The following is a 20,605-nucleotide window of genomic DNA, read 5'->3' as shown; positions in this document are numbered from 1 at the left end:
AACCCGCGGATTCAAGGGGAATGCGGCGTGGTTTAAGGGGCGAAACTACAACCGTGTGAGTTATTAACAATGTTGAAAACCCTGTTGATATCGCTAGCGAGGGGCTGTGGATTCCACATCTCCCGGGACTTTTCCACAACAGCGGAACTAAGAGCGGTCTTGTCCACATAACCACAAGACCGCGCAGGAAAGTTATCCACAGCTGTGGACCAATGTGGGTATTTCGTCCGTTGGACCCCCGAAAACAGCGCAGGCAAGGGGAGGGTGCGCTGAACTACACAGTTGTAAGTTACACACAGTGTGGATAACGGCTGTGGAAAACGGGCCACGCCGGCGTTAGGACCTTCAGGGCGCCGACCGTCATTGACCGTCATTCAGCGGGACGCGCGCCACGGCGGGCGATGGCTTCAATGATTTCTTGCCTTGAAAGGCCCCGCTGCCGCTGTGCAAGGTCTATCGCAAACTGCAGGGCTTCCCTCCGCCCGCCTTCCCGCACCTCCGCCCTCACGGTTGAGCGGCCAAGTTGTTCGGCCGCCGCCACGCGATGGTGGCCGTCGGCCAGAAGCATGTGGCCGTTGATGGTGAACACCACCACCGGGGTTGATTCATCCAGATGTTCCAAGTAATACGACACGCGTTCCGGATCCAGATAGGGACGGCTCAGTTCAATGGAGTCCTGCACAAGTTCCGAAAGGGGGAGGTCGACGACCTGCATCTTGCCAGTTTGCTCCGCGCCGCTTCGGAAGTCACCACCCTCCCCGCTGGAGGGAAGGGAGGACGGCGGAGCCAGGCGGCCGCTGGCCGCCGTGCTTGGGATTGGAGCTAGGCAGTGCGGAGAACTGTGACGAGTACGAGGAGCACCGCGACGGCGACGAGACCGCCGGCCTGAACGAGGGCGCGGCGTGGCCCACGTGGCGCATAAGCCACTGCCGCAGCGCCGAGGGCCCCGGTGATGAATCCACCGAGATGTGCCTGCCAGGCGATGCCCGCGACCATGAAACCGATGACCCCGTTGATGGCGATGAGGATCCACAATTGCGTGGTGTCGCCGCCGCGGTGCCGCTGGATCACCAGCAAGGCGCCGAACAAACCGAAGATTGCACCGGAGGCGCCCACTACAGAAGCGGTCGGATGCCCGGGAACGTACAGGGGCGTCAGCAGCAGGTAGCCGACTGAGCCTCCAACAGCGGAAAGGAGGTAGATGGCCAGGAAACGGATCCGGCCGAGCAAAGGTTCCAGTGCCTGGCCGAAGATCCACAGCGTGTACATATTGAGCACGATGTGGGGCACGAAAGCCTGGGAATGCAGGAAAGCGGAAGTAAGCATCCGCCACGGCTCGTATTGGCCGGCCTCCGGCTGGACGTACCCGGCAGCAAAGGCAAAGTCTCTGGCGATGGCGTCCCCGGGAACAATCCACTGCAGGATGTATACCAGGACGCAGGCGGCGATCAATGCCAGCGTCGCGGTGGGACGGCCGGCAACTGCGGTGCCGCCATAGGCGGAACGTACTGCCGGCGTCGAACGCTTTTGTTCGTTGACGCAATCAACGCATTGGAACCCGACGGCGGCCGCCCGCTGGCATTCCGGGCACGCCGGGCGACCGCACCGCTGGCACCGCACGTACGAGGGTCGGTCGGGATGCCGGGGGCATACCGGAACGCCTGCTGACGGCTCAGCCGCCGGGTATCCAAAGCTCATGTGTTGGTCAGGCTCCGGAAATCAGAGCTGGACGACGTCGATGCTGTTGATGACGACGTCCTCGACCGGGCGGTCGCCCATGCCGGTGCGGACAGCCTCGATGGAGTCGACGACCTTCTTGGACTCGTCGTCGGCCACTTCACCGAAGATGGAGTGCTTGCCGAACAGCCAGTCCGTGTTGACGGTGGTGATGAAGAACTGGGAACCGTTGGTGCCCTTGCCCATCTGGATGCCGGCGTTGGCCATTGCCAGCTTGTACGGGGCGTTGAAGTTCAGTTCCGGGTGGATCTCGTCGTCGAACTTGTAACCCGGGCCGCCGATACCGCGGCCCAGCGGGTCGCCGCCCTGGATCATGAAGTCCTTGATGATGCGGTGGAAGATCGTGCCGTCGTACAGCGGGGTACCGGTCTTGTCTTCGCCGGTTTCCGGGTGGGTCCAGGACTTTTCACCTGTGGCAAGGCCGACGAAGTTGGCCACCGTCTTGGGCGCGTGGTTGCCGAAGAGGTTCACCACGATGTCGCCGAGGCTGGTGTGGATGGTTGCTTTTGCGGTTGCAATGGTCATGGGCCCATTCTTTCATGCAGGGTCAACGAGGAAACGGCCCGGAAGCCGGTTCCGCGCTCGGTGAAATCTCCCGTGAATGCGCCAGATGAATAGCCGGTGCCGGACATGCGACGTAGGCTAACAACAAACGAGCATGTGTATCGGGAGGTAGTTGTGAAGAAGTCAGACCGTATTGCCCGCGACCTTGAGCACTCTGTGGCAGCAGGCGTAGACACCGCCAAAGACTGGGCTGCCCCGCGCGTCGAAGCTGCCGTGAACTGGGCAGTTCCCCGTATCCAGCACGGAATCGATTCCGCCTCACCGAAGATCCAGGAAGGGCTGAAGACCGCGGCCCACAACCTGGCCGACGGCGTCGCAACCGTCACCCCGAAGCTCCAGGAAGGCCTTGCGAACCTCGCACCCAGAATCCACGACGCCGTCGAGGACGCCTCGCCGAAGATCCAGGAAGCGCTGAACAAGGCAACCCCCGCACTGGGCGTTGCCCGCGACAAGGTTGTAGAGGAGTACCTGCCCAAGCTGTCCGAACAGCTCGGCCAGGCGTCCACCGCCGTGCACCATGTCCTCGAGAACGCGCCCGCCCAGGTCGACGCCGTCGCCCAGAAACTGGTGGATTCCGGCGTCGTCCACAACCTCCAGGACCAGGCACAGGCTGCGGGAGCCCAATTCAAAGCGGTTGCGGAAGAGACCGGCAAGGCCGTGGCCGCCGAACTCGGTCGCAAAGAAAAGCCCAAGAAGCGCGGCCTCCTGATCGTCACGGTGATTGCCGCTGCCGTGGCCGCCGGTGTTGCCGCGTGGAAGGCTTCCAAGCCGGTCGAGGACCCGTGGAAGACCCCCGCCCCGGTGACTCCGGCAAACCCCGAGAACTCCGCCCCGATCCCGTTCCCGACGCCGGATCCGGTCAAGGCAGAGGGAGAAGCAGCCGGATCGGTCAAGGAAACCGTCAAGGAAGCGGCTGCGGAGGTCGCGGACAAAGCCGCCGAGGTGGCCGAGGACGCAAAGGACACCGCCGTCAAGGTGGCCACCGACGCCAAGACCGCGGTGAAGAACATCGCCGCGAGCCTGCACAAGGATGAGGACAAGGACAGCAGCAAGACCGAGGGCTGAGCCCGGACAAGGCATTCCATTGAGGGGACTCCGCATGGCGGGGTCCCCTCAATGTTTATCCACACGTCACCGGAAGCTCCCGCTGGGGCGGCAAGGCTGGTGTTAGATTTGTCTGGATGTCAGCCGATAGATCGCCCGAAGAACCCGCACCTTCTGACGCACCCAGGCCGGAAGTCTCCATCGTCATACCGGCGTACAACGAGGAAAGCGTCATCAGGCAGTGCCTCATCGCCGCCATTTACCAGTCTGTCCCGGCCGCCGAGATCATCGTCGTGGACAACATGTCCACGGACCGCACGGCCCTCATTGTTGGCCAGATGCAGCAGGAATACCCTGAAAGCCCCATCCTGCTCCTGAGCCAGGACGAGGCCCAGGGACTCATCCCCACCCGCAACTTCGGGCTCAACCGCGCCACCGGCGACGTGGTGGGACGCATCGACGCCGACTCCGTCCTCGAACCGGACTGGGTGGAACAGGTCCAGGCCGCTTTCATGGACCCGGACGTCCAGGCGGCCACCGGTCCCGTGGTCTACTACGACATGCCCATGCGCCGCTTCGGACTCAAGGCCGACGACAAGATGCGCCAGCTCATGCTCCGGCTGGCCAAGCACCAGTACCACTTCCTTTTCGGATCCAACATGGCATTGCGGCGCACGGCCTGGGAAGCCATCCGTGACGAGGCGTGCCTGGACGAAAAGGATGAGATGCACGAGGACATCGACCTCTCGCTGCATCTGGCCGAGCACGAGATGCGGGTCCAGTACTGGCCGCAGATGGTCTCCGGAATGTCCGCCCGCCGCCTCGAGGATTCACCGCGGGACTACCGCTACTACGTGACCCGCTTCGACCGCACCTACAAGGCACACAACGTCAAGAAGATGGCGTTGAAGGCACCCATGGTCGTCTTCTTCTCGGTGTACTTCCCGGCCAAACTCCTGCGCGCCATCCACACTGCAAGCTCCAGCCAAAGCGTCCGGCGCGGCGGCCAGTAACCGCCCGCTGACGACGACGGCGAGCCCCGCCAGGATGAACCCGGGCCCCGCGTAGGTGCCGCCGGGCAGGGCAAGTGCATCGCCCCACAACGACTCGGGCGAAGACCCACGGAGGTCAGTTGGAGGGAGGTGATGAAGCAGGCGATCAGCGGCTCGGACGCCGAGACTCCGAGGACCCCAAGGCAGCGAAGACGATGTTCATGACCAACCCGGAGTGACTGCGATGCCCGGCTCCGAAGGCAGAGTCTGTGGAACTCCGGGCGAAAACGAAAGAGTCCCGGTCATTCCTGACCGGGACTCTTTCCTATGGTGGAGGCACGGGGACTCGAACCCCGAACCCCCTGCTTGCAAAGCAGGTGCGCTACCAATTGCGCCATGCCCCCATAAGAAGCAACCCATCCATCCTACCGCAGAACGCGCCCCGGCTTTGACCGGTTCCGTTCGGCGGCTCAGGGCTAGTCAACCGTATCGGTTGCCTGGCTCCAGACCGTCTTCCGGGCTTCGGATTCCTGCACCTTCCGGTAAAGCAGGACGCCTGCGATCGCAGCTGCAACAATCAGCAACGTCTTCACATGCACCCCGTTCCGGTCCTTGCGGACCTTTACCGTGGAACCGTGCAGGTTCCGTGGGCGTACCAGGACTTGAACCTGGGACCTCTTCGTTATCAGCGAAGCGCTCTAACCGCCTGAGCTATACGCCCCGATGCCTCATCGGGCCGAGATATGACTCTACAGCACATCCCGGCCCGATCTCAAATCGAGGCATTCCGTCCTGGTTTTCCGCCGGTTTTCCGCGGATTTCCAGGGATTTTGCTAGTCGTCGGTGAGCGTGACGCCAATGCCGCCGACGAGCGTTGCGGAAATGTTATAAAGCACCGCACTCAACATGGACAGGGCGGTGAGCAACACGACATTGACCACGGAAATGATGGTGGCGAAAGACAGCACCTGGCCCAGGGACGCGACTTTCTTCAGTTCGAAGCCGCCGCCTTCGGAGCCGGCCAGGGTGCCCAGGAGGCTGTCCACCTGGTCAAAGATGCCGGTGAGATCCAGGACCGTCCACAGCACCATCGCGGCCACGACGGTGACGATGCCCAGAGCCACGGACAGCAGGAACGCCATCTTGAGCACAGACCAGGGGTCCACCTTGCTGACCAACAGGCGCGCGCGGCGCACCTTGGCCTTGGGAGCAGGCTTCACAAGTCCGGGAGCAGCCGGACGTTGGCCCGGGGCAGCGGGACGAGCGGCCTGCCGGGAACCCGGAGCCCCGGGGCGCTGACCCTGGGATGCAGGACGCGGCGCGGAAGCCGGCGTGCCGGCAGGGCGCTGTGCCGATGCCGGGGCGCCCGCCGGGACAGGCGGTCGGGAACCAGCAGCAGCGCCTGCCTGCGATGCGCCGGAAGGCTGACGAAGTCCGCCGGGGACGTCGGTATTCGGCTTGGGATATGAGTCAGGATTACTCATTCGTTCCTCCGGTAATGTCTTCGTTCAGCTCGGTGCCGGGATCCTGGCTGCTGTCAGCTTCGGGTGTCCCGTCGTGTGGTGCGGCCGCCTGGGCGGCGCCGCTGTCTGCAGCCAAGGTTACGTTATCCGCGGCTCCGGGCTGCTGTTCTTCATCCGTCTCTTCACCGTCGAGGCCGCGTTCGCTGTTGCGCGCCACCTCGATGATGCGGTCGTTCTTGTCCGGCTTGGCAAAGATGACGCCCATCGTATCGCGGCCCTTCGCAGGGACGCCGGAGACGGCGGAACGGACAACCTTACCGCCTTCCATGACAACCAGCACTTCGTCCTCGTCCTGGACGATGAGCGCGCCCACCAGGTCGCCGCGCTCTTCGGCCAGTTTGGCCACCTTGATGCCAAGGCCGCCGCGGCCCTGCAGTCGGTACTCCTCGACGGCGGTGCGCTTGGCGTACCCGCCCTCGGTCACCACAAAGACGTAGGAGCCGTCCTTGATGACGTCCGCCGCCAGCAGTTCGTCGTCTTCTCGGAACTTCATGCCGGTCACGCCGGAGGTGGCACGGCCCATGGGGCGAAGGGCCTCGTCCGTCGCGGTGAAGCGGATCGACTGGCCCTTGCGGGACACCAGGAGGAGGTCGTCGGTTTCGGACACCAGCTGCGCCGAGACAAGCTCGTCCTCATCGCGCAGGTTGATGGCGATCACGCCGGCGCTGCGGTTGGTGTCGTAGTCTTCCAGCCGGGTCTTCTTGACGAGGCCGCTCTTCGTGGCAAGCACCAGGTAGGGTGCCTGTGCGTAATCGCGCAGGTCGAGGACCTGGGCGATGTGCTCGTCGGGCTGGAACGCCAGCAGGTTGGCCACGTGCTGGCCCTTGGCGTCCCGTCCGGCTTCGGCGAGCTCATAGGCCTTGGCCCGGTAGACCCGGCCCAGGTTGGTGAAGAAGAGCAGCCAGTGGTGCGTGGTGGTGACGAAGAAGTGTTCCACGACGTCGTCGCCACGCAGCTGGGCACCCTTGACGCCCTTGCCGCCGCGCTGCTGGGAACGGTAGTTGTCACTGCGGGTGCGCTTGACGTAACCGCCCCGGGTGATGGTGACCACCACTTCTTCTTCGGGGATCAGGTCCTCGATGGACATGTCGCCGTCGAAGCCCATCAGGATGTGGGTCCGGCGGTCGTCGCCATGCTTGGCCACGATCTCGGCGAGTTCGGTGCTGATGATTTCACGCTGCCGCTGCTCGGAGGCGAGGATCGCGTTGTATTCGGCAATCAGCGCTTCGAGTTCGGCGTGGCGGTCCTGGATCTTCTGGCGTTCCAGGGCTGCCAGGCGGCGCAGCTGCATGTCGAGGATGGCGCGGGCCTGCTGCTCATCGATATCCAGAAGCTGGATGAGGCCGTCACGTGCAGCTTCGGTGGTGTTGGAGGCACGGATGAGGGCGATGACCTCGTCCAGCATGTCCAGCGCCTTGAGCAAGGCGCGGAGGATGTGTGCTTCCTCTTCGGCCTTGCGCAGGCGGTACCGGGTGCGGCGGGCGATGACGTCCATCTGGTGCGCCACCCAGTGCCGGATGAAGGCATCCAGCGTCAGGGTGCGCGGCACGCCGTCGACGATCGCCAGCATGTTGGCGGCGAAGTTGTCCTGCAGCTGGGTGTGCTTGTAGAGGTTGTTCAGCACCACCTTGGCCACGGCGTCGCGCTTGAGCACGATCACCAGGCGCTGGCCCGTGCGGCCGGAGGTTTCGTCGCGCAGGTCCGCGATGCCCTGGATCTTGCCGTCCTTGACCAGTTCGGCAATCTTGATGGCCAGGTTGTCCGGGTTTGCCTGGTACGGCAGTTCGGTGACCACCAGGCAGGTACGGCCCTGGATTTCCTCCACGTTCACCACGGCGCGCATGGTGATGGAGCCCCGGCCGGTGCGGTAGGCCTCTTCGATGCCCTTGTGGCCGAGGATGGTCGCACCGGTGGGGAAATCGGGTCCCTTGATGCGCAGCAGCAGCGCTTCAAGCAGTTCCTCGCGGGAGGCCTGCGGGTTCTCGAGGTACCACTGGACACCGTCGGCAACCTCGCGGAGATTGTGCGGCGGGATGTTCGTGGCCATGCCGACGGCAATGCCCGAGGATCCGTTGACCAGCAGGTTCGGGAAACGCGCCGGCAGGATGGTGGGTTCCTGGTTCTTGCCGTCGTAGTTGTCCTGGAAGTCGACGGTTTCCTCGTCGATGTCCCGCACCATCTCCATGGCCAGCTGGGCCATCTTGGTTTCGGTATAACGGGGGGCGGCCGCGCCGTCGTTGCCGGGCGAGCCGAAGTTGCCCTGGCCAAGCGCCAGCGGGTAACGCATGGTCCAGTCCTGGATCAGGCGCACCAGGGCGTCGTAGATGGCCATGTCGCCATGCGGGTGGTACGTACCCATGACGTCGCCGACCACGCGGGCGCACTTGTTGAAAGAGCGGTCCGGGCGGTAGCCGCCGTCGAACATCGCGTACAGCACCCGGCGGTGGACCGGCTTCAGGCCGTCACGGACGTCGGGGAGGGCGCGGCCGACGATGACGGCCATGGCGTAGTCCAGGTAGGAACGCTGCATCTCGGTCTGCAGGTCCACCTGTTCGATGCGGTCAACCAGCACGTCGCCTTCAAGAACGGTTTCCGGGGTGTCCTGCTCTTCGGGGACCTCGGGGGTTTCGTCACTCATAGTTTGTATTCCGTTTCAGGTATATGTCGGTTCAGGAATCTAAGGTGGTGGAAGCCTCTTAGATATCCAGGAACCTGACGTCCTTGGCGTTCTGCTGGATGAAGTTCCTGCGCGACTCCACGTCCTCGCCCATCAGCACGGAGAAGATCTCGTCCGCGGCCGCGGCGTTTTCCATGGTGACCTGGAGCAGGGTGCGGCGGTCAGGATCCATGGTGGTGTCCCAGAGTTCGGTGTAGTCCATTTCGCCGAGGCCCTTGTAGCGCTGGATGCCGTTGTCCTTGGGCAGGCGCTTGTTCATCGCCGTGCCCTTGCGGATGGTTTCGTCGCGTTCACGGTCGCTGTAGACGTAGTCGTGGTTCGCGTTCGACCACTTGATCCGGTACAGCGGGGGCTGGGCAAGGTACACGTAGCCGTTCTCGATGAGCGGACGCATGTAGCGGAACAGCAGGGTCATCAGCAGGGTGGTGATGTGCTGGCCGTCCACGTCGGCATCGGCCATGAGCACAATCTTGTGGTACCGGAGCTTGGAGATGTCGAAGTCCTCGCCGATGCCGGTGCCGAAGGCGGTGATCATGGACTGGACTTCGTTGTTGCCCAGTGCCTTGTCCAGGCGGGCGCGCTCCACGTTGAGGATCTTGCCGCGCAGCGGCAGGATGGCCTGGGTTTCCGGGTTCCGGCCGCGCTTTGCGGAACCGCCTGCGGAGTCACCCTCCACGATGTACACCTCGCAGCGCGAGGGGTCCTTCGAGGAGCAATCCGAAAGCTTGCCGGGCATGCCGAAGGATTCCAGCGGGCTCTTGCGGCGGGCATTGTCGCGGGCCTTGCGCGCGGCCATGCGGGCCTGGGCGGCCTGGATGGCCTTGCGGATGACGTCGCGGGCCGGACCCGGGTTGCGCTCGAGCCAGTCACCCAACTGGTCGGTGACCACGCGCTGCACAAAGCCCTTCACCTCGGAGTTGCCGAGCTTGGTCTTGGTCTGCCCTTCGAACTGCGGTTCGGAGAGTTTCACGGAGATAACAGCGGTCAGGCCTTCACGGATGTCGTCACCGGTGAGGTTGTCGTCCTTCTCCTTGATGATGGCTTTTTCGCGCGCGTAGCGGTTGATCAGCGAGGTCATTGCCGCGCGGAAACCCTCTTCGTGTGTGCCGCCTTCGTGGGTGTTGATGGTGTTTGCGTAGGTGTGGACGCTTTCGGAGTAGGCGGTGGTCCACTGCATGGCGACCTCGACGGCGATGTGCCGCTCGGTGTCTTCGGTTTCGAAGGCGATGACGTCCTCGTGGACGATGTCCACCTTCTTGCTCGAGTTCAGGTGCTTGACATAGTCCAGCAAGCCCTCGTCGTACTGGTAGACCACGGTACGGTGCTCGGCCGGGACTTCGCCTTCGGTGGAGACCGCGTCAAGGTCCAGGTCCTCGCCGTCGGCCTGCTTGACGGGGCGTTCGTCCGTCAGGGTGATCCGCAGGCCCTTGTTGAGGAAGGCCATCTGCTGGAAACGGGCACGGAGGGTCTCGAAGTCGAACTCGGTGGTTTCGAAGATGCTGCCGTCGGGGTAGAACGTCTGGCAGGTACCGGTCTCATCCGTGGCCTCGCCCTTGACCAGTTCGCCCTGTGGCTTTCCGCCGTCGGCGAAGGACATCCGCCAGACGTGGCCCTGGCGCCGGACTTCGGTGTCGACCCGGCGTGAGAGTGCGTTCACCACGGAAATGCCGACGCCGTGCAGGCCACCGGATACCGCGTAGCCACCGCCACCGAACTTGCCGCCAGCGTGCAGGATGGTCATGACCACCTCGACGGTGGGTTTGCCCTCGGTGGGGTGCATATCGACGGGAATGCCGCGGCCGTCGTCGACGACTTTGACGCCGCCATCGGCCTGAAGCGTCACCTCGATATGGCTGCAGTAACCTGCCAAGGCCTCATCGACGGAGTTGTCCACCACTTCATAGACCAAGTGGTGCAAGCCCCGCGGACCAGTGGATCCGATGTACATGCCGGGACGCTTGCGTACTGCCTCAAGGCCTTCAAGCACCGTGATGTCACTGGCGCCGTACTCCCGGGCACCGGCGGACGCATCCGGAATGCTGGCAATGTCCTCTGCGGACTCAGCTGCCAAAATCTCTGCATTGTCGTTAGCCACAGGCGCTTTCGACTCCTCTTGTTCGATGGTCGCCGGCCGTCACCGCACACGAGGGCAGGGGTCCGGGAAGGACACTCACCAAGGATGCGGCGGCCGCCAACAGGGGACGCCACTGATAGCGCCGACGACCCCTTGACTGGCGGATCCGCAGCCAAGGTGCTTTGCTGCGGGGCCAATCAACTGTTCGCCGGCGCCCAGTTGTCTATCCCCGATTCTATCGTGCCGAGGCGTCCAAGCCCGATTTGGCCGGGGCGGTTCGGGATAAACCTGCCTCTGGCAGGCCGCTGGCCCCGTCTGGAACCGCCCCGAACGGCACTAGTCGGGGAGCTATACGGCCATGGTGCGTTCCAAGCCGCTGTGCGCGATTTTCGGGAAGCGTCCGCGGAGAGCGGAAAATCGATCAGCCGTAGGTGTCCCGCGGGCCGCGGCCGTTGACGCTGCGGCCGCCTTTCCGCCAGTTCGGCGCCGTCGGGGCGAGCACATGGATCGCCGTCACCACGCCCTCGCCGAGCTCCTTGCGGAAAAGTTCCAGGAGGCTGGAATTCAGCAGCCGCAGCTGCGTGGCCCAGGCCGTGGAGTCGCAGCGGACATGCAGGGTGGTGTCCGTGAAGCTCTCCGGCGTGCAGTGGGCTGAGATTTCCGGTCCCACCAGGGCATCCCATTCCGCCATGACCGATCCAACGGCCACCGGGGACGTCCAGCCCCGCTCGGCGACCAGGCGGCCGACGACTTTGCCCAGGCCCAGGGGATCCCGGCCGGTGCCATGGAACTGGCTGAAGCCGCGGGTGTCCCGCAGCCCCTTCCGCTTCGGGGCGGCCTTTCCCGGGGCGGCGCGGCGCACTTCGCCGCGGGCTGCAGCAGCCTCGCGCATCCGGTTCAGGGCAGCCTGGGCGGCGTCGATCCGATCGGGGTCGCGGCCGGGTTGCAGTCCGCCGTCATCCTTCACCATCTATGCCTCCGGGGACAACCTTCACCCGCCGTCCGGCCAGCTCTTCGGGGATATCGGCGTCAACGGCGGCCGTTACCAGTACCTGCTCGGCACTGGCGACTATTGCCGCAAGTTTACGCCGCCTTTGCACGTCCAGCTCCGCGAAAACGTCATCAAGGATGAGGATCGGGGCCGATCCGCCGGTCAGCGAGTCATCAAGCATGACGTAGTAGGACGCCAGGCGGAGGGCCAGGCACATCGACCACGTTTCGCCGTGCGACGCGTAGCCCTTTGCCGGGGCCTCACCAAGCAGCAGATCGAGCTCGTCCCGGTGCGGGCCCACCAGGGAAATGCCGCGCTCAAGTTCCTTGCGGCGCGCAGCCGCGAAAGCGTGGACGTACCGCTCAGTGAGCTGCTCGATGCTCAGCTGCCGCAAATCCTCCACCCCGTCGCCGGGCGCCGTCGTCCCGTCGGCCAGGCCGCCGTCGTCGTCCAGGACGCCTTGGAGGGTCGAGCGGTACAGTGCGTTTGCTTCCTTGGACCCGTCCGTGAGCTGGGCATATGCCCGCTGGAGGTGCGGACGGAGCCGTTCCACCAACTCAAGCCGCGCGTGCAGCAGTTCGGCACCGGCCCGGGCCATGTGTTGGTCCCAGACGTCGAGCGTCGCCTCATGCCCGGCGGTGAAGCGGCCGGCGCGGGCGGATTTCAGCAGGGCGTTCCGCTGCTTGAGTACCCGGTCATAGTCGGCGCGGGTGGCAGCGTGCGCCGGAAGGAGGCTGACAAGCATCTCATCCAGGAAGCGGCGGCGGTTGGACGGATCGCCCTTCACCAAGGCCAGGTCCTCGGGGGCGAACAGCACGGTCTGGCAGATGCCCAGGATGTCCCGCGCACGGAGCGGATTTCCACGGTTGATCCGCCCGCGGTTTGCCCGTCCCGCGTTGATTTCGAGTTCGACGACGGTCGCTTGGCTGCCGCGCACGAGTTTCGCCCGGATCATGGCGCGTTCGCTCCCGAACCGGATGAGCGGGGCGTCCGTGCTGACTCGGTGCGAACCCAGGGTGGCCAAGTAGCCGATCGCTTCCATCAGGTTGGTCTTGCCGATCCCGTTGGAGCCGACCAGGACAGTCACTCCCGGGCCGAGTTTCAGGTCAACCTGGGCGTAGCTGCGGAAATCGCTCAGCGAGAGGTGTTCGAGGTACACGCGTGCTGCCGGCCTCCGGCTGCCTAGCTGGACGGACGGGTTGCGTGCCCGCCGAACTGGTGGCGCAGGGCGGACACCATCTTCATGGCCGGGGACGTTTCTTCGCGGGAAGCGAAACGTGCGAAGAGCGCTGCGGTGATGGCCGGGGCGGGAACCGCGTTGGCGATGGCTTCTTCCACGGTCCAACGGCCTTCGCCGGAATCTTCCACGTAGTCGTCGATCGAAGCCAGGCCCGGATCCTCGTCAAGGGCTTTTACCATGAGGTCCAGCAGCCAGGAGCGCACCACGGTACCTTTCTGCCAGGCACGGAATGTGCCTGGCAGGTCATCGATGATGTCCTTCGCCGCGAGCAGCTCGTAGCCTTCGGCGTAAGCCTGCATTAAGCCGTATTCGATGCCGTTGTGCACCATCTTGGCGTAGTGGCCGGCGCCGACGCCACCCACGTGCACGAAGCTGTCGGCCCGTTCTCCTTGGGGGCGGAGGGCATCGAAGACCGGCATGGCGAGTTCGATGTCCTCAGCCGAACCGCCCGCCATGAGACCGTACCCGTTCTGCAGGCCCCAGACACCGCCGGAAACCCCGCAGTCAGCGAAGCGGATGCCCTTTGAGGCGAGGAATTCCGCGTGTTTCTGGTCTTCCGTGAACCGCGAGTTGCCGCCGTCGATCACCATGTCGCCGGTGTTCAGTTTTTCGCCGAGCTCGGTCACCACGGCATCGGTGATCTCACCGGCCGGAACCATCACCCAGACGATCCTGGGGATCGGAAGGGCGGCAATCAGCTCATCGACGGTGGCGACATCGGTGACTTCGGGGTTGCGGTCGAAGCCCGTGACCTGGATGCCGCCGTTCCGCATGCGTTCGCGCATGTTGAAGCCCATTTTTCCAAGGCCGATCAATCCGATGTGCACGGTGTGAACTCTCTTCTGCGTGGGGTGGGTGGCGGAATGCGGAACCGCAGCCTGCTTGCGCGGCGCTTGGTCCGGCGGCTTAGTTGGGCAGGCGGACCGGCATTACGAGGTAGCGGTAGTCATCCTGGTCGTCGCCGTCAGCGTCCGCCTGGGCGGTGATCATGGCCGGCTTGGGTGCACTGGTGAACGAGAAGCGCACGAACTTGCTCTCGATGACGCTCAGTCCCTCGATCAGGTAGTGCGGGTTGAACGCGACGGTGATCTCTTCGCCGGTGAGCTGGGCTTCGAGTTCTTCGGAAGCCTGGGCGTCCTCGCCGGTGCCGGCGTCGAGGGTCAGCTGGCCCGGGGTGAAGGCGAGACGTACCGGGGTGTTGCGTTCGGCCACGAGGGAGACGCGCCGGACGGCTTCGATGAGTTCCTGGGTCTGCACGGTGGCGTGGATCGGCGTGGATTCCGGGAACAGTGAACGGATCTTCGGGTAATCGCCGTCCACCAGCAGCGAGGTGGTGGTGCGGCCGCCGCTTTCGAAGCCGATCAGCCTGCTGTCGTCGTCGGAGAGCGCGAGGTTGATGTCCCCGCTGCCGCCGAGCGTCTTGGCGACTTCGTTGAGGGTCTTGGATTTCACGAGGGCGCTCGTGGAAATGCCCGGGTTGACGGGCTTCCAGGGCACTTCGCGCATGGCGAGCCGGTAGCGGTCCGTGGCCAGGAGGGTGATCAGCTCGTCTTCGATTTCCATCCTGACGCCGGTCAGGATCGGCAGGGTGTCGTCCTTGCTGGCAGCGATGATGACCTGCGACACCGCCTGGGCGAACGCGTCACCGGGCAGGGTGCCGCTGACGGCGGGCAACGCAGGAAGCGGCGGATATTCGGACTCGGGCATGGTCGCGAGGTGGAAGCTGCTTCGGCGGCAGCTCAGGGTCACCTTGCTCCCATCGGTTTCGACGTCGACGGGTGCGGAGGGCAGGCTGCGGCAGATGTCTGCGAGCAGCCTGCCGGACACGAGAATCGTGCCTTCGGTGGTGATGTCCGCTGGAATCTCAAGCCGTGCGGAGGTCTCGTAGTCGAAGCTCGAAAGGCTGACGGTACCGGCTTCTGCTTTGAGCAGGAGGCCGGAGAGAACAGGTACCGGCGGCCGCGGAGACAAGGATCGGGCTGTCCACGTGACGGCTTCTGCCAGGACATCCCGGTCGACTCTGAACTTCACGGAAGGGTGCCGCCTTTCATTGCTGTCGCATACGCGATCGCTACTGCCAATGCTCTGGTGGAAGCTCCGAAGAGCTCCATGGGCCCCTTGGAACGGTTGCTTGTCCGGTATGTACACCGCGAATGACAAGAAATCCGGCCCTGAGGGACACGATGCTGACAGCTTAGCCGGAAGTCCTGGCATTAACCCATCCCTCAAATGGGCTGGCGGGTGCGCAGCACCGCCAGGATCTGCGGGACGGGGCGGTCGGAAGGAGATTGTTGTTTGAGGGATCTGGATTTTTTGGGATTAGTAGTGTTAATAACCCTTGTGGAAACTGTGGATAACCGCATTTTGCCGCGGGGATCCGGGGTTAAGGCTTGTTCACGGCGTGTGGGCAGCCTGGGTTTTAAACAGGGTGTGGACGTGGACAACCCCCAGGGCGGTTTTTAACGATCCACAGGCGCCTTAAGGGTTTTAAGCCCATTAACCGCGGTTCTCCCCTTAACTGTCCACAGGCTTATCCACATGCACCTGTTAATAAGGTATGTAGTGGCGGCGCAGCGCTTCGCGAAGCGGCGCTCAGGAATCGCGCTGCTGCTGCTTGATGCGGTTGGTCAGTTCCGTGACCTGGTTGTAGATGACCCGGCGTTCGGCCATGAGTTCGCGGATCTTGCGGTCAGCGTGGATCACGGTGGTGTGGTCGCGGCCGCCGAGTTCCTGCCCGATCTTCGGCAGGGACATGTCCGTCAGCTCCCGGCACAGGTACATCGCGATCTGCCGTGCGGTCACCAGGGTCCGTGTGCGGGACTTGCTGCAGAGCTCTTCCATGCTGAGCTTGAAGTAGTCCGCCGTCTGCTTCAGGATCTGCTCCGCGGTGATTTCCTGGGCGCCGTCGTCGGTGATCAGGTCCTTCAGGACCATTTCGGCCAGGGCCACGTCCACCGGCTGGCGGTTGAGGCTGGCGAATGCCGTGACGCGGATCAGGGCGCCTTCGAGTTCGCGGATGTTGCTCGAGATCTTGGACGCGATGTACTCCAAGGCGTCATCCGGGGCGGACAGGCCTTCGTTCTGGGCCTTCTTGCGAAGGATCGCGATACGGGTTTCGAGTTCCGGCGGCTGGATGTCGGTGAGCAGGCCCCACTCGAAGCGGGACTTCATGCGGTCTTCGAAACCGGCCAGCTGCTTCGGAGGCAGGTCGGAGGTGATGACAACCTGCTTGTTGTTGTTGTGCAGGGCGTTGAAGGTGTGGAAGAACTCTTCGAGGGTGCGGTCCTTGCCGGCCAGGAACTGGATGTCGTCGATCAACAGGACGTCGACGTTCCGGTAGGTCGTCTTGAAGCTGGCGCCTTCGTCGTCGCGGATCGAGTTGATGAAGTCGTTGGTGAACTCTTCGGAGTTGACGTACCGGACCCGGATCCCGCCGTAGAGCCGGCGGGCGTAGTGGCCGATCGCGTGCAGCAGGTGCGTCTTGCCCAGCCCCGAGTCGCCGTAGATGAACAGTGGGTTGTAGGCCTTCGCCGGCGCTTCGGCCACGGCCACCGCGGCAGCGTGGGCGAATCGGTTGGACGACCCGATCACGAACGTGTCGAAAACGTACTTCGGGTTCAGACGGCCGAATTCGTGGGAGGTGCTGGGCGGGGTCGGTTGCGGCCGCAGTTCCACGGCGTCATCCGCTCCGGCGGAAAGCTCGACGGCGGGAGCCGGCTCTTCGTGGACGGGCACCAGGTCGGTGTCAACGTCGATCGCGCAGCGGATATCGTCCGAGAAGACACTCCGCAGGGCATCGTCGAGGGCGTCCTTGACCTGGGTCTGAAGGACCTCGCGGGTCAGTTCGTTGGGGACGGCCACCAGGAGGGTGGAACCGATGAGGCCCTGGGCCTGGGCCAGGATGACGAAACCACGCTGCCGGGGGCTGACCCGCTCGTCCTGTTCAAGCAGGCTCAGGACCCGGCGCCAGGAACTTCCGACAGTATTGGCATGGTTGGTCTCGTCTACCGTCATCAAGTGGTTCCTCTGGTCCGTGTGTGCCTGAATTGCCGGCAGCCGAAAAGTCCGAACCAAGGGTGGATTCCAACCGAATCCACAGAGTTATGCACAGTCCGTGGAAAATCGGCTACTGAGACACTCTAGGGGATGGATTCCCCAGAAGATAGCTGGGGAGTTGCTTGTGGATAATTACATCGTTGTGGTTCTCCAAACGGCCCTGTGAGCCACTTCATCCACAGGCTGCCGGCCCGACTTTGGCACAGCTGGGGATAGCCTGGAGGAGGCCTCCCGGTTTGACCCGCGGCGTGTTCTTGCCCTAACGTTGTGAAGTCCTATGTGTCCGCTTTCGGCCACCTGTATCTCCGGCACCGTCCGGCGTTGGGTGGGCGCGGACGCACAAAAAACTTAGCGTCGGCCAGTTCTTCCCCTTTTGATCGGGTGGGCGCACCTTTGATCCACTGGAGTAACTAACGTGAGCAAGCGGACTTTTCAGCCGAATAACCGCCGTCGGGCCAAGAAGCACGGCTTCCGCCTTCGTATGCGCACCCGTGCCGGCCGCGCCATCCTGGCTGCCCGCCGCAGCAAGGGCCGCGTCGAGCTGTCGGCGTAATAACTGACTCGTCGGTCTACCTTCCCAAGCGAGTCAAGCGGTGCTTGCCACCCCTCATCGTCTGCGGACTTCAACCGACTTTTCAACAACAGTACGTTCCGGCGTCCGCAATGGACGCCGGAACTTAGTGTTATATACGGCAACTATCGCTGCCGATGAACCGAGCCGGTTCGGCTTCATAGTTTCCAAAACTGTCGGGAACGCTGTCACCAGGAACCTCGTTAAGAGGAGACTGAGGGAGGCTGCTGCGCTGGCGTTGAAAAACCAGGGAACCGGACTCGCCGTAGTTGTCCGGGCCTTGCCGGCGTCGGCTTCCGCGGATTGGGAACAGCTGCTGGGCGATTTCAACGCAGCTCTGGCAGCAAACAGGAAGCGGCTTGGCGGAATGGTTCCGCCGCCGTTGCCGGACCGTACGGGCAACTACCCCGACGGCAGCACTAGACAGGAAGGGACACCGCGTGCATGAGCTAGGCTCCGCCGTCGTCCGCTTCCTTGCCCTAACCTCAAGGACCATTGCTTCTGTCCTCTGGGACCTGCCCCGCAACATCCTCATCCTGCTGCTGAAGACCTACCGGCGGATCGTTTCGCCGTTGTACGGCCAGGTATGCCGCTTCTTTCCTTCCTGCTCCGCGTACGCGCTGGAAGCAGTCACGGTCCATGGCGCCGTCAAGGGCAGCTGGCTTGCCGCCAAGCGCCTCGCCCGCTGCCATCCCTGGAATGCCGGCGGCGTGGACCACGTCCCCGCCGGCCACCGCCACTGGCCCGAAGGCCAGACGCCCACAATTGTTGTACTGAACAACCCGGACCTGTTCCTGGCTGCTCAGGCTGATGAAGACGGCCGCCGGGAAGCGGCTTGAGGAAATAGGGATAACGTATGGACTTCTTTGGAACCATCATGGCTCCGTTCAAATGGTTGGTCTCAGTCATCATGGTTGGTTTCCATGAGGGATTGAGCTTCATCGGGCTGCCCGCCGCCAGCGGGTGGACGTGGACGCTGTCCATCATCGGCCTCGTGCTGGTCCTTCGGGCCGCCCTGATCCCGGTCTTCGTCAAGCAGATCAAGGCGCAGCGCGGCATGCAGCTGCTGCAGCCGGACCTGAAGAAGCTGCAGGATAAGTACAAGGGCAAGACCGACCAGCTGTCCCGCCAGGCCATGGCGCAGGAACAGATGTCGCTGTACAAGAAGCACGGCACCAACCCGTTCTCGGCCTGCCTGCCCATGCTGATCCAGATGCCGTTCTTCTTCGCCCTGTTCCAGGTGCTCTCCGGTATCTCGCAGGCCAAGGACCAGGGCGCCGGCATCGGTGCGATGAGCCACGACCAAGTGGTGCAGTTCGACCAGTCGAAGATCTTCGGAGCTCCCCTGTCTGCTTCCCTCCTGCACGGCGGTGGCGGCGGCGACCAGGTGGTTGTGTGGATTCTATCGATCGTGATGATCCTCGCCATGACGGCCTCGCAGTTCATCACCCAGAAGCAGATCATGGCCAAGAACATGTCTGAAGAGGCCATGGCCAGCCCCTTTATGCGCCAGCAGAAAATGATGCTCTACATCCTGCCGGTCGTCTTCGGTGTGGGTGGCATCAACTTCCCGATCGGTGTGCTCATCTACTGGACCACCACCAACCTGTGGACCATGGGCCAGCAGTTCTTCGTCATCCGCCGCATGCCGACTCCCGGCTCCCCTGCCGCGAAGGCCCTTGCCGAGCGCCGTGCCGCCAAGGGCTTGCCGGCGCTGCCGATCCTCGGCGGAAAGAAGGCCGAGGAGACCCCGGCGGAGGCCGAGCCCGAGAAGCCCAAGGGCCAGCGCATCCAGCCACAACGCAAGAACAGGAAGAAGAAGTAATGTCGGTTGATAGCACTGAAGAGACGAAGGCTGAAGGCGTGAACGAAGAGCTGGCCACCGAGTCCCTGTCATCCCAGGCAGAAGAGAAGCCCGCCGGCAAGGCAAGTGCAGCCAGCCGCCTTGAAGAAGAGGGCGACGTCGCCGCGGACTACCTTGAGGAGCTCCTGGATATCGCCGACATCGACGGCGATATCGACATTGAGGTGCGCAACGGCCGAACCTACATTTCCATCGCCGCGGAGGAACCTTCCGAGGGCCTCGAGAGCCTGGTCGGCCGCGACGGCGAAGTCCTCGAAGCTCTCCAGGAACTGGCTCGCCTTTCCGTGCTTTCCGCTACGGAAACCCGTTCCCGCCTGGTGCTGGACATCAACGGCTACCGCAAGGAACGCGCCGGTGAGTTGCAGCAGATCGCCGAGGACGCCGTCGCGAAGGTCAAGGAGAGCGGCGCCGCCGTCGCCCTGGCGCCGATGAGCGCTTACGAACGGAAGATCGTACACGACGCCGTTGCCGACCTCGGCTTCGTCTCGGAGTCCGAGGGCGAAGGCGCCAACCGCCACATCGTGGTTTCGGCCGACTAGGGGATCATGGCGGACATCACTGCAGCGGACCTGTCGGCCGCAGAGAAAATCTTCGGCGACCGCCTGGATCTGGCCCGCCGGTACGTCGGGCACCTCGAGACGTCGGGGATCGAACGCGGGCTTATCGGCCCGCGGGAGATTCCCCGCCTGTGGGGACGCCACGTGCTTAACTGCGCGGTTATCGAATCGGAGATCGCGCACGGCAGTCACGTGGCCGACGTCGGATCCGGCGCCGGGCTGCCCGGGCTCTGCCTGGCGATTGCCCGTCCGGACCTTGAACTGACCCTGATCGAGCCGTTGGAGCGGCGGGTGATCTGGCTACAGGAAGTCGTGGACGACCTCGGACTCACGAACGTCACCGTGATGCGTAGCCGTGCGGAGCTCGCGGTGGGCCTGGTGAAGGCCGATGTCGTCACGGCCCGCGCGGTGTCTGCCCTGAGTAAGCTCGCCGGTCTGACCATCCCCCTGCTGGACGGCAAGGGTGAACTGGTGGCCATCAAGGGACGCAGCGCAGAAGAGGAAATCGAGAAGGCCGCCAAGGTCATCCGGAAGCTTGGCGGAGTCGAAACCAGCGTTGTGGTGTGCGGTGAGGAACTGCTTGCGGAACCCACCACGGTGGTCAAGGTCCTGGTCGACAAGACAGGTAAATCCGCGTAGTTTCCCCCGGCCTTTCCGCGCTGTGTCCGGCGTGTCTTAGGCGAAGCCGTTAGGCTAGAGAACGGCAGCCAACGCC

Annotated in this window: 20 protein-coding genes and 2 tRNA genes; 8 read left to right on the top strand and 14 right to left on the bottom strand. The window is 63.7% G+C overall.

The features are described from left to right. Positions 1-370 precede the first annotated feature (370 nt). From DWV11_RS08200 to DWV11_RS08190, 3 genes are all read right to left on the bottom strand, one after another. Positions 371-715 carry a ParB/RepB/Spo0J family partition protein gene (locus DWV11_RS08200; RefSeq protein WP_115788392.1) on the bottom strand — a complete coding sequence of 115 codons (345 nt, stop codon included), beginning with the start codon at positions 713-715 and terminating at the stop codon, positions 371-373. Positions 716-822: 107 nt separating this feature from the next. After that, positions 823-1,698: a rhomboid family intramembrane serine protease gene (locus DWV11_RS08195; RefSeq protein ID WP_115788391.1), complete on the bottom strand. Its 876-nt coding sequence runs from the start codon at positions 1,696-1,698 to the stop codon at positions 823-825. 21 nt (positions 1,699-1,719) lie between these two features. After that, a complete protein-coding gene (locus DWV11_RS08190) occupies positions 1,720-2,262 on the bottom strand; it encodes a peptidylprolyl isomerase (protein WP_115788390.1) in 543 nt (180 codons plus the stop codon). Between the two features lie 153 nt (positions 2,263-2,415). On the opposite strand from DWV11_RS08190, the gene DWV11_RS08185 reads away from it, so the two are divergent. Both DWV11_RS08185 and DWV11_RS08180 read left to right on the top strand, forming a co-directional pair. Beyond that, the gene (locus tag DWV11_RS08185) at positions 2,416-3,366 is read left to right on the top strand and encodes a hypothetical protein (RefSeq protein ID WP_115788389.1); all 951 of its coding nucleotides are present in this window, start codon (positions 2,416-2,418) and stop codon (positions 3,364-3,366) included. A gap of 116 nt (positions 3,367-3,482) precedes the next feature. After that, complete coding sequence (locus DWV11_RS08180) at positions 3,483-4,358, top strand: glycosyltransferase family 2 protein (RefSeq protein WP_115788388.1); 876 nt, start codon at positions 3,483-3,485, stop codon at positions 4,356-4,358. A gap of 307 nt (positions 4,359-4,665) precedes the next feature. Here the strand turns inward: DWV11_RS08180 and DWV11_RS08175 are convergent. The 11 genes from DWV11_RS08175 to dnaA all read right to left on the bottom strand — a co-directional run bounded on the left by DWV11_RS08175 (position 4,666) and on the right by dnaA (position 16,856). Further along, positions 4,666-4,741: transfer RNA gene (locus DWV11_RS08175), tRNA-Ala, on the bottom strand. A gap of 72 nt (positions 4,742-4,813) precedes the next feature. Beyond that, positions 4,814-4,936 carry a DLW-39 family protein gene (locus DWV11_RS20240; protein WP_245953502.1) on the bottom strand — a complete coding sequence of 41 codons (123 nt, stop codon included), beginning with the start codon at positions 4,934-4,936 and terminating at the stop codon, positions 4,814-4,816. 48 nt (positions 4,937-4,984) lie between these two features. Continuing rightward, a tRNA-Ile gene (locus DWV11_RS08170) sits at positions 4,985-5,058 on the bottom strand. A 112-nt stretch (positions 5,059-5,170) separates the two neighbouring features. Next, complete coding sequence (locus DWV11_RS08165) at positions 5,171-5,821, bottom strand: DUF3566 domain-containing protein (protein ID WP_115788387.1); 651 nt, start codon at positions 5,819-5,821, stop codon at positions 5,171-5,173. Continuing rightward, positions 5,814-8,498, bottom strand: coding sequence for a DNA gyrase subunit A (gyrA, locus tag DWV11_RS08160; RefSeq protein ID WP_115788386.1), 2,685 nt, complete (start codon positions 8,496-8,498; stop codon positions 5,814-5,816). The genes DWV11_RS08165 and gyrA overlap by 8 nt, the downstream gene beginning before the upstream one ends. A 58-nt stretch (positions 8,499-8,556) precedes the next feature. Further along, complete coding sequence (gene gyrB, locus DWV11_RS08155; RefSeq protein WP_115788385.1) at positions 8,557-10,632, bottom strand: DNA topoisomerase (ATP-hydrolyzing) subunit B; 2,076 nt, start codon at positions 10,630-10,632, stop codon at positions 8,557-8,559. A 400-nt stretch (positions 10,633-11,032) separates the two neighbouring features. Next, positions 11,033-11,581, bottom strand: coding sequence for a DciA family protein (locus DWV11_RS08150; RefSeq protein WP_115788384.1), 549 nt, complete (start codon positions 11,579-11,581; stop codon positions 11,033-11,035). Then, positions 11,568-12,761 (bottom strand): DNA replication/repair protein RecF, encoded by a 1,194-nt coding sequence (gene recF, locus DWV11_RS08145; RefSeq protein ID WP_115788383.1) that lies wholly within the window; start codon positions 12,759-12,761, stop codon positions 11,568-11,570. Before recF ends, DWV11_RS08150 begins: the two co-directional genes overlap by 14 nt. Positions 12,762-12,784: 23 nt before the next feature. Further along, on the bottom strand, positions 12,785-13,669 hold the full coding sequence (gene gnd / locus DWV11_RS08140; RefSeq protein WP_115788382.1) for a phosphogluconate dehydrogenase (NAD(+)-dependent, decarboxylating): 885 nt from the start codon (positions 13,667-13,669) through the stop codon (positions 12,785-12,787). A gap of 79 nt (positions 13,670-13,748) precedes the next feature. Further along, a complete protein-coding gene (gene dnaN, locus DWV11_RS08135) occupies positions 13,749-14,873 on the bottom strand; it encodes a DNA polymerase III subunit beta (protein WP_115788381.1) in 1,125 nt (374 codons plus the stop codon). 561 nt (positions 14,874-15,434) lie between these two features. After that, positions 15,435-16,856: a chromosomal replication initiator protein DnaA gene (gene dnaA / locus DWV11_RS08130; protein ID WP_115788380.1), complete on the bottom strand. Its 1,422-nt coding sequence runs from the start codon at positions 16,854-16,856 to the stop codon at positions 15,435-15,437. Positions 16,857-17,313: 457 nt separating this feature from the next. Between dnaA and rpmH the strand changes: the two genes are divergently transcribed. From rpmH to rsmG, 6 genes are read left to right on the top strand one after another with little or no spacing between them, the layout of a single operon-like run. Next, entirely contained in the window at positions 17,314-17,451 is a 138-nt protein-coding gene (gene rpmH, locus DWV11_RS08125; RefSeq protein ID WP_074588526.1) for a 50S ribosomal protein L34, read from the top strand. 40 nt (positions 17,452-17,491) lie between these two features. Further along, positions 17,492-17,917: a ribonuclease P protein component gene (gene rnpA, locus DWV11_RS08120; protein WP_115788379.1), complete on the top strand. Its 426-nt coding sequence runs from the start codon at positions 17,492-17,494 to the stop codon at positions 17,915-17,917. After that, positions 17,910-18,308 carry a membrane protein insertion efficiency factor YidD gene (gene yidD / locus DWV11_RS08115; RefSeq protein ID WP_210725694.1) on the top strand — a complete coding sequence of 133 codons (399 nt, stop codon included), beginning with the start codon at positions 17,910-17,912 and terminating at the stop codon, positions 18,306-18,308. The genes rnpA and yidD overlap by 8 nt, the downstream gene beginning before the upstream one ends. Before the next feature lie 17 nt (positions 18,309-18,325). Further along, positions 18,326-19,294 (top strand): membrane protein insertase YidC, encoded by a 969-nt coding sequence (gene yidC, locus DWV11_RS08110; RefSeq protein ID WP_115788377.1) that lies wholly within the window; start codon positions 18,326-18,328, stop codon positions 19,292-19,294. Beyond that, positions 19,294-19,872: a Jag family protein gene (locus DWV11_RS08105; protein ID WP_115788376.1), complete on the top strand. Its 579-nt coding sequence runs from the start codon at positions 19,294-19,296 to the stop codon at positions 19,870-19,872. The genes yidC and DWV11_RS08105 overlap by 1 nt, the downstream gene beginning before the upstream one ends. Positions 19,873-19,878: 6 nt before the next feature. Then, positions 19,879-20,529, top strand: a complete 651-nt coding sequence (rsmG, locus tag DWV11_RS08100; protein ID WP_115788375.1) for a 16S rRNA (guanine(527)-N(7))-methyltransferase RsmG — start codon at positions 19,879-19,881, stop codon at positions 20,527-20,529. The last annotated feature ends 76 nt before the right edge of the window (positions 20,530-20,605 follow it).

Source organism: Arthrobacter silvisoli (assembly GCF_003369445.1).
GTDB lineage: Bacteria > Actinomycetota > Actinomycetes > Actinomycetales > Micrococcaceae > Arthrobacter > Arthrobacter silvisoli.
The sequence above is the reverse complement of the archived record's forward strand: the minus strand, read 5'-3'. Positions and strand labels throughout refer to the sequence as shown.

Coding starts and splice junctions, on each gene's coding strand:
- DWV11_RS08200 (WP_115788392.1), bottom strand. CDS start 715: ATGCAGGTCGTCGACCTCCCCCTTTCGGAACTTGTGCAGGACTCCATT.
- DWV11_RS08195 (WP_115788391.1), bottom strand. CDS start 1,698: ATGAGCTTTGGATACCCGGCGGCTGAGCCGTCAGCAGGCGTTCCGGTA.
- DWV11_RS08190 (WP_115788390.1), bottom strand. CDS start 2,262: ATGACCATTGCAACCGCAAAAGCAACCATCCACACCAGCCTCGGCGAC.
- DWV11_RS08180 (WP_115788388.1), top strand. CDS start 3,483: ATGTCAGCCGATAGATCGCCCGAAGAACCCGCACCTTCTGACGCACCC.
- DWV11_RS08165 (WP_115788387.1), bottom strand. CDS start 5,821: ATGAGTAATCCTGACTCATATCCCAAGCCGAATACCGACGTCCCCGGC.
- gyrA (WP_115788386.1), bottom strand. CDS start 8,498: ATGAGTGACGAAACCCCCGAGGTCCCCGAAGAGCAGGACACCCCGGAA.
- DWV11_RS08150 (WP_115788384.1), bottom strand. CDS start 11,581: ATGGTGAAGGATGACGGCGGACTGCAACCCGGCCGCGACCCCGATCGG.
- dnaA (WP_115788380.1), bottom strand. CDS start 16,856: ATGACGGTAGACGAGACCAACCATGCCAATACTGTCGGAAGTTCCTGG.
- yidC (WP_115788377.1), top strand. CDS start 18,326: ATGGACTTCTTTGGAACCATCATGGCTCCGTTCAAATGGTTGGTCTCA.
- DWV11_RS08105 (WP_115788376.1), top strand. CDS start 19,294: ATGTCGGTTGATAGCACTGAAGAGACGAAGGCTGAAGGCGTGAACGAA.
- rsmG (WP_115788375.1), top strand. CDS start 19,879: ATGGCGGACATCACTGCAGCGGACCTGTCGGCCGCAGAGAAAATCTTC.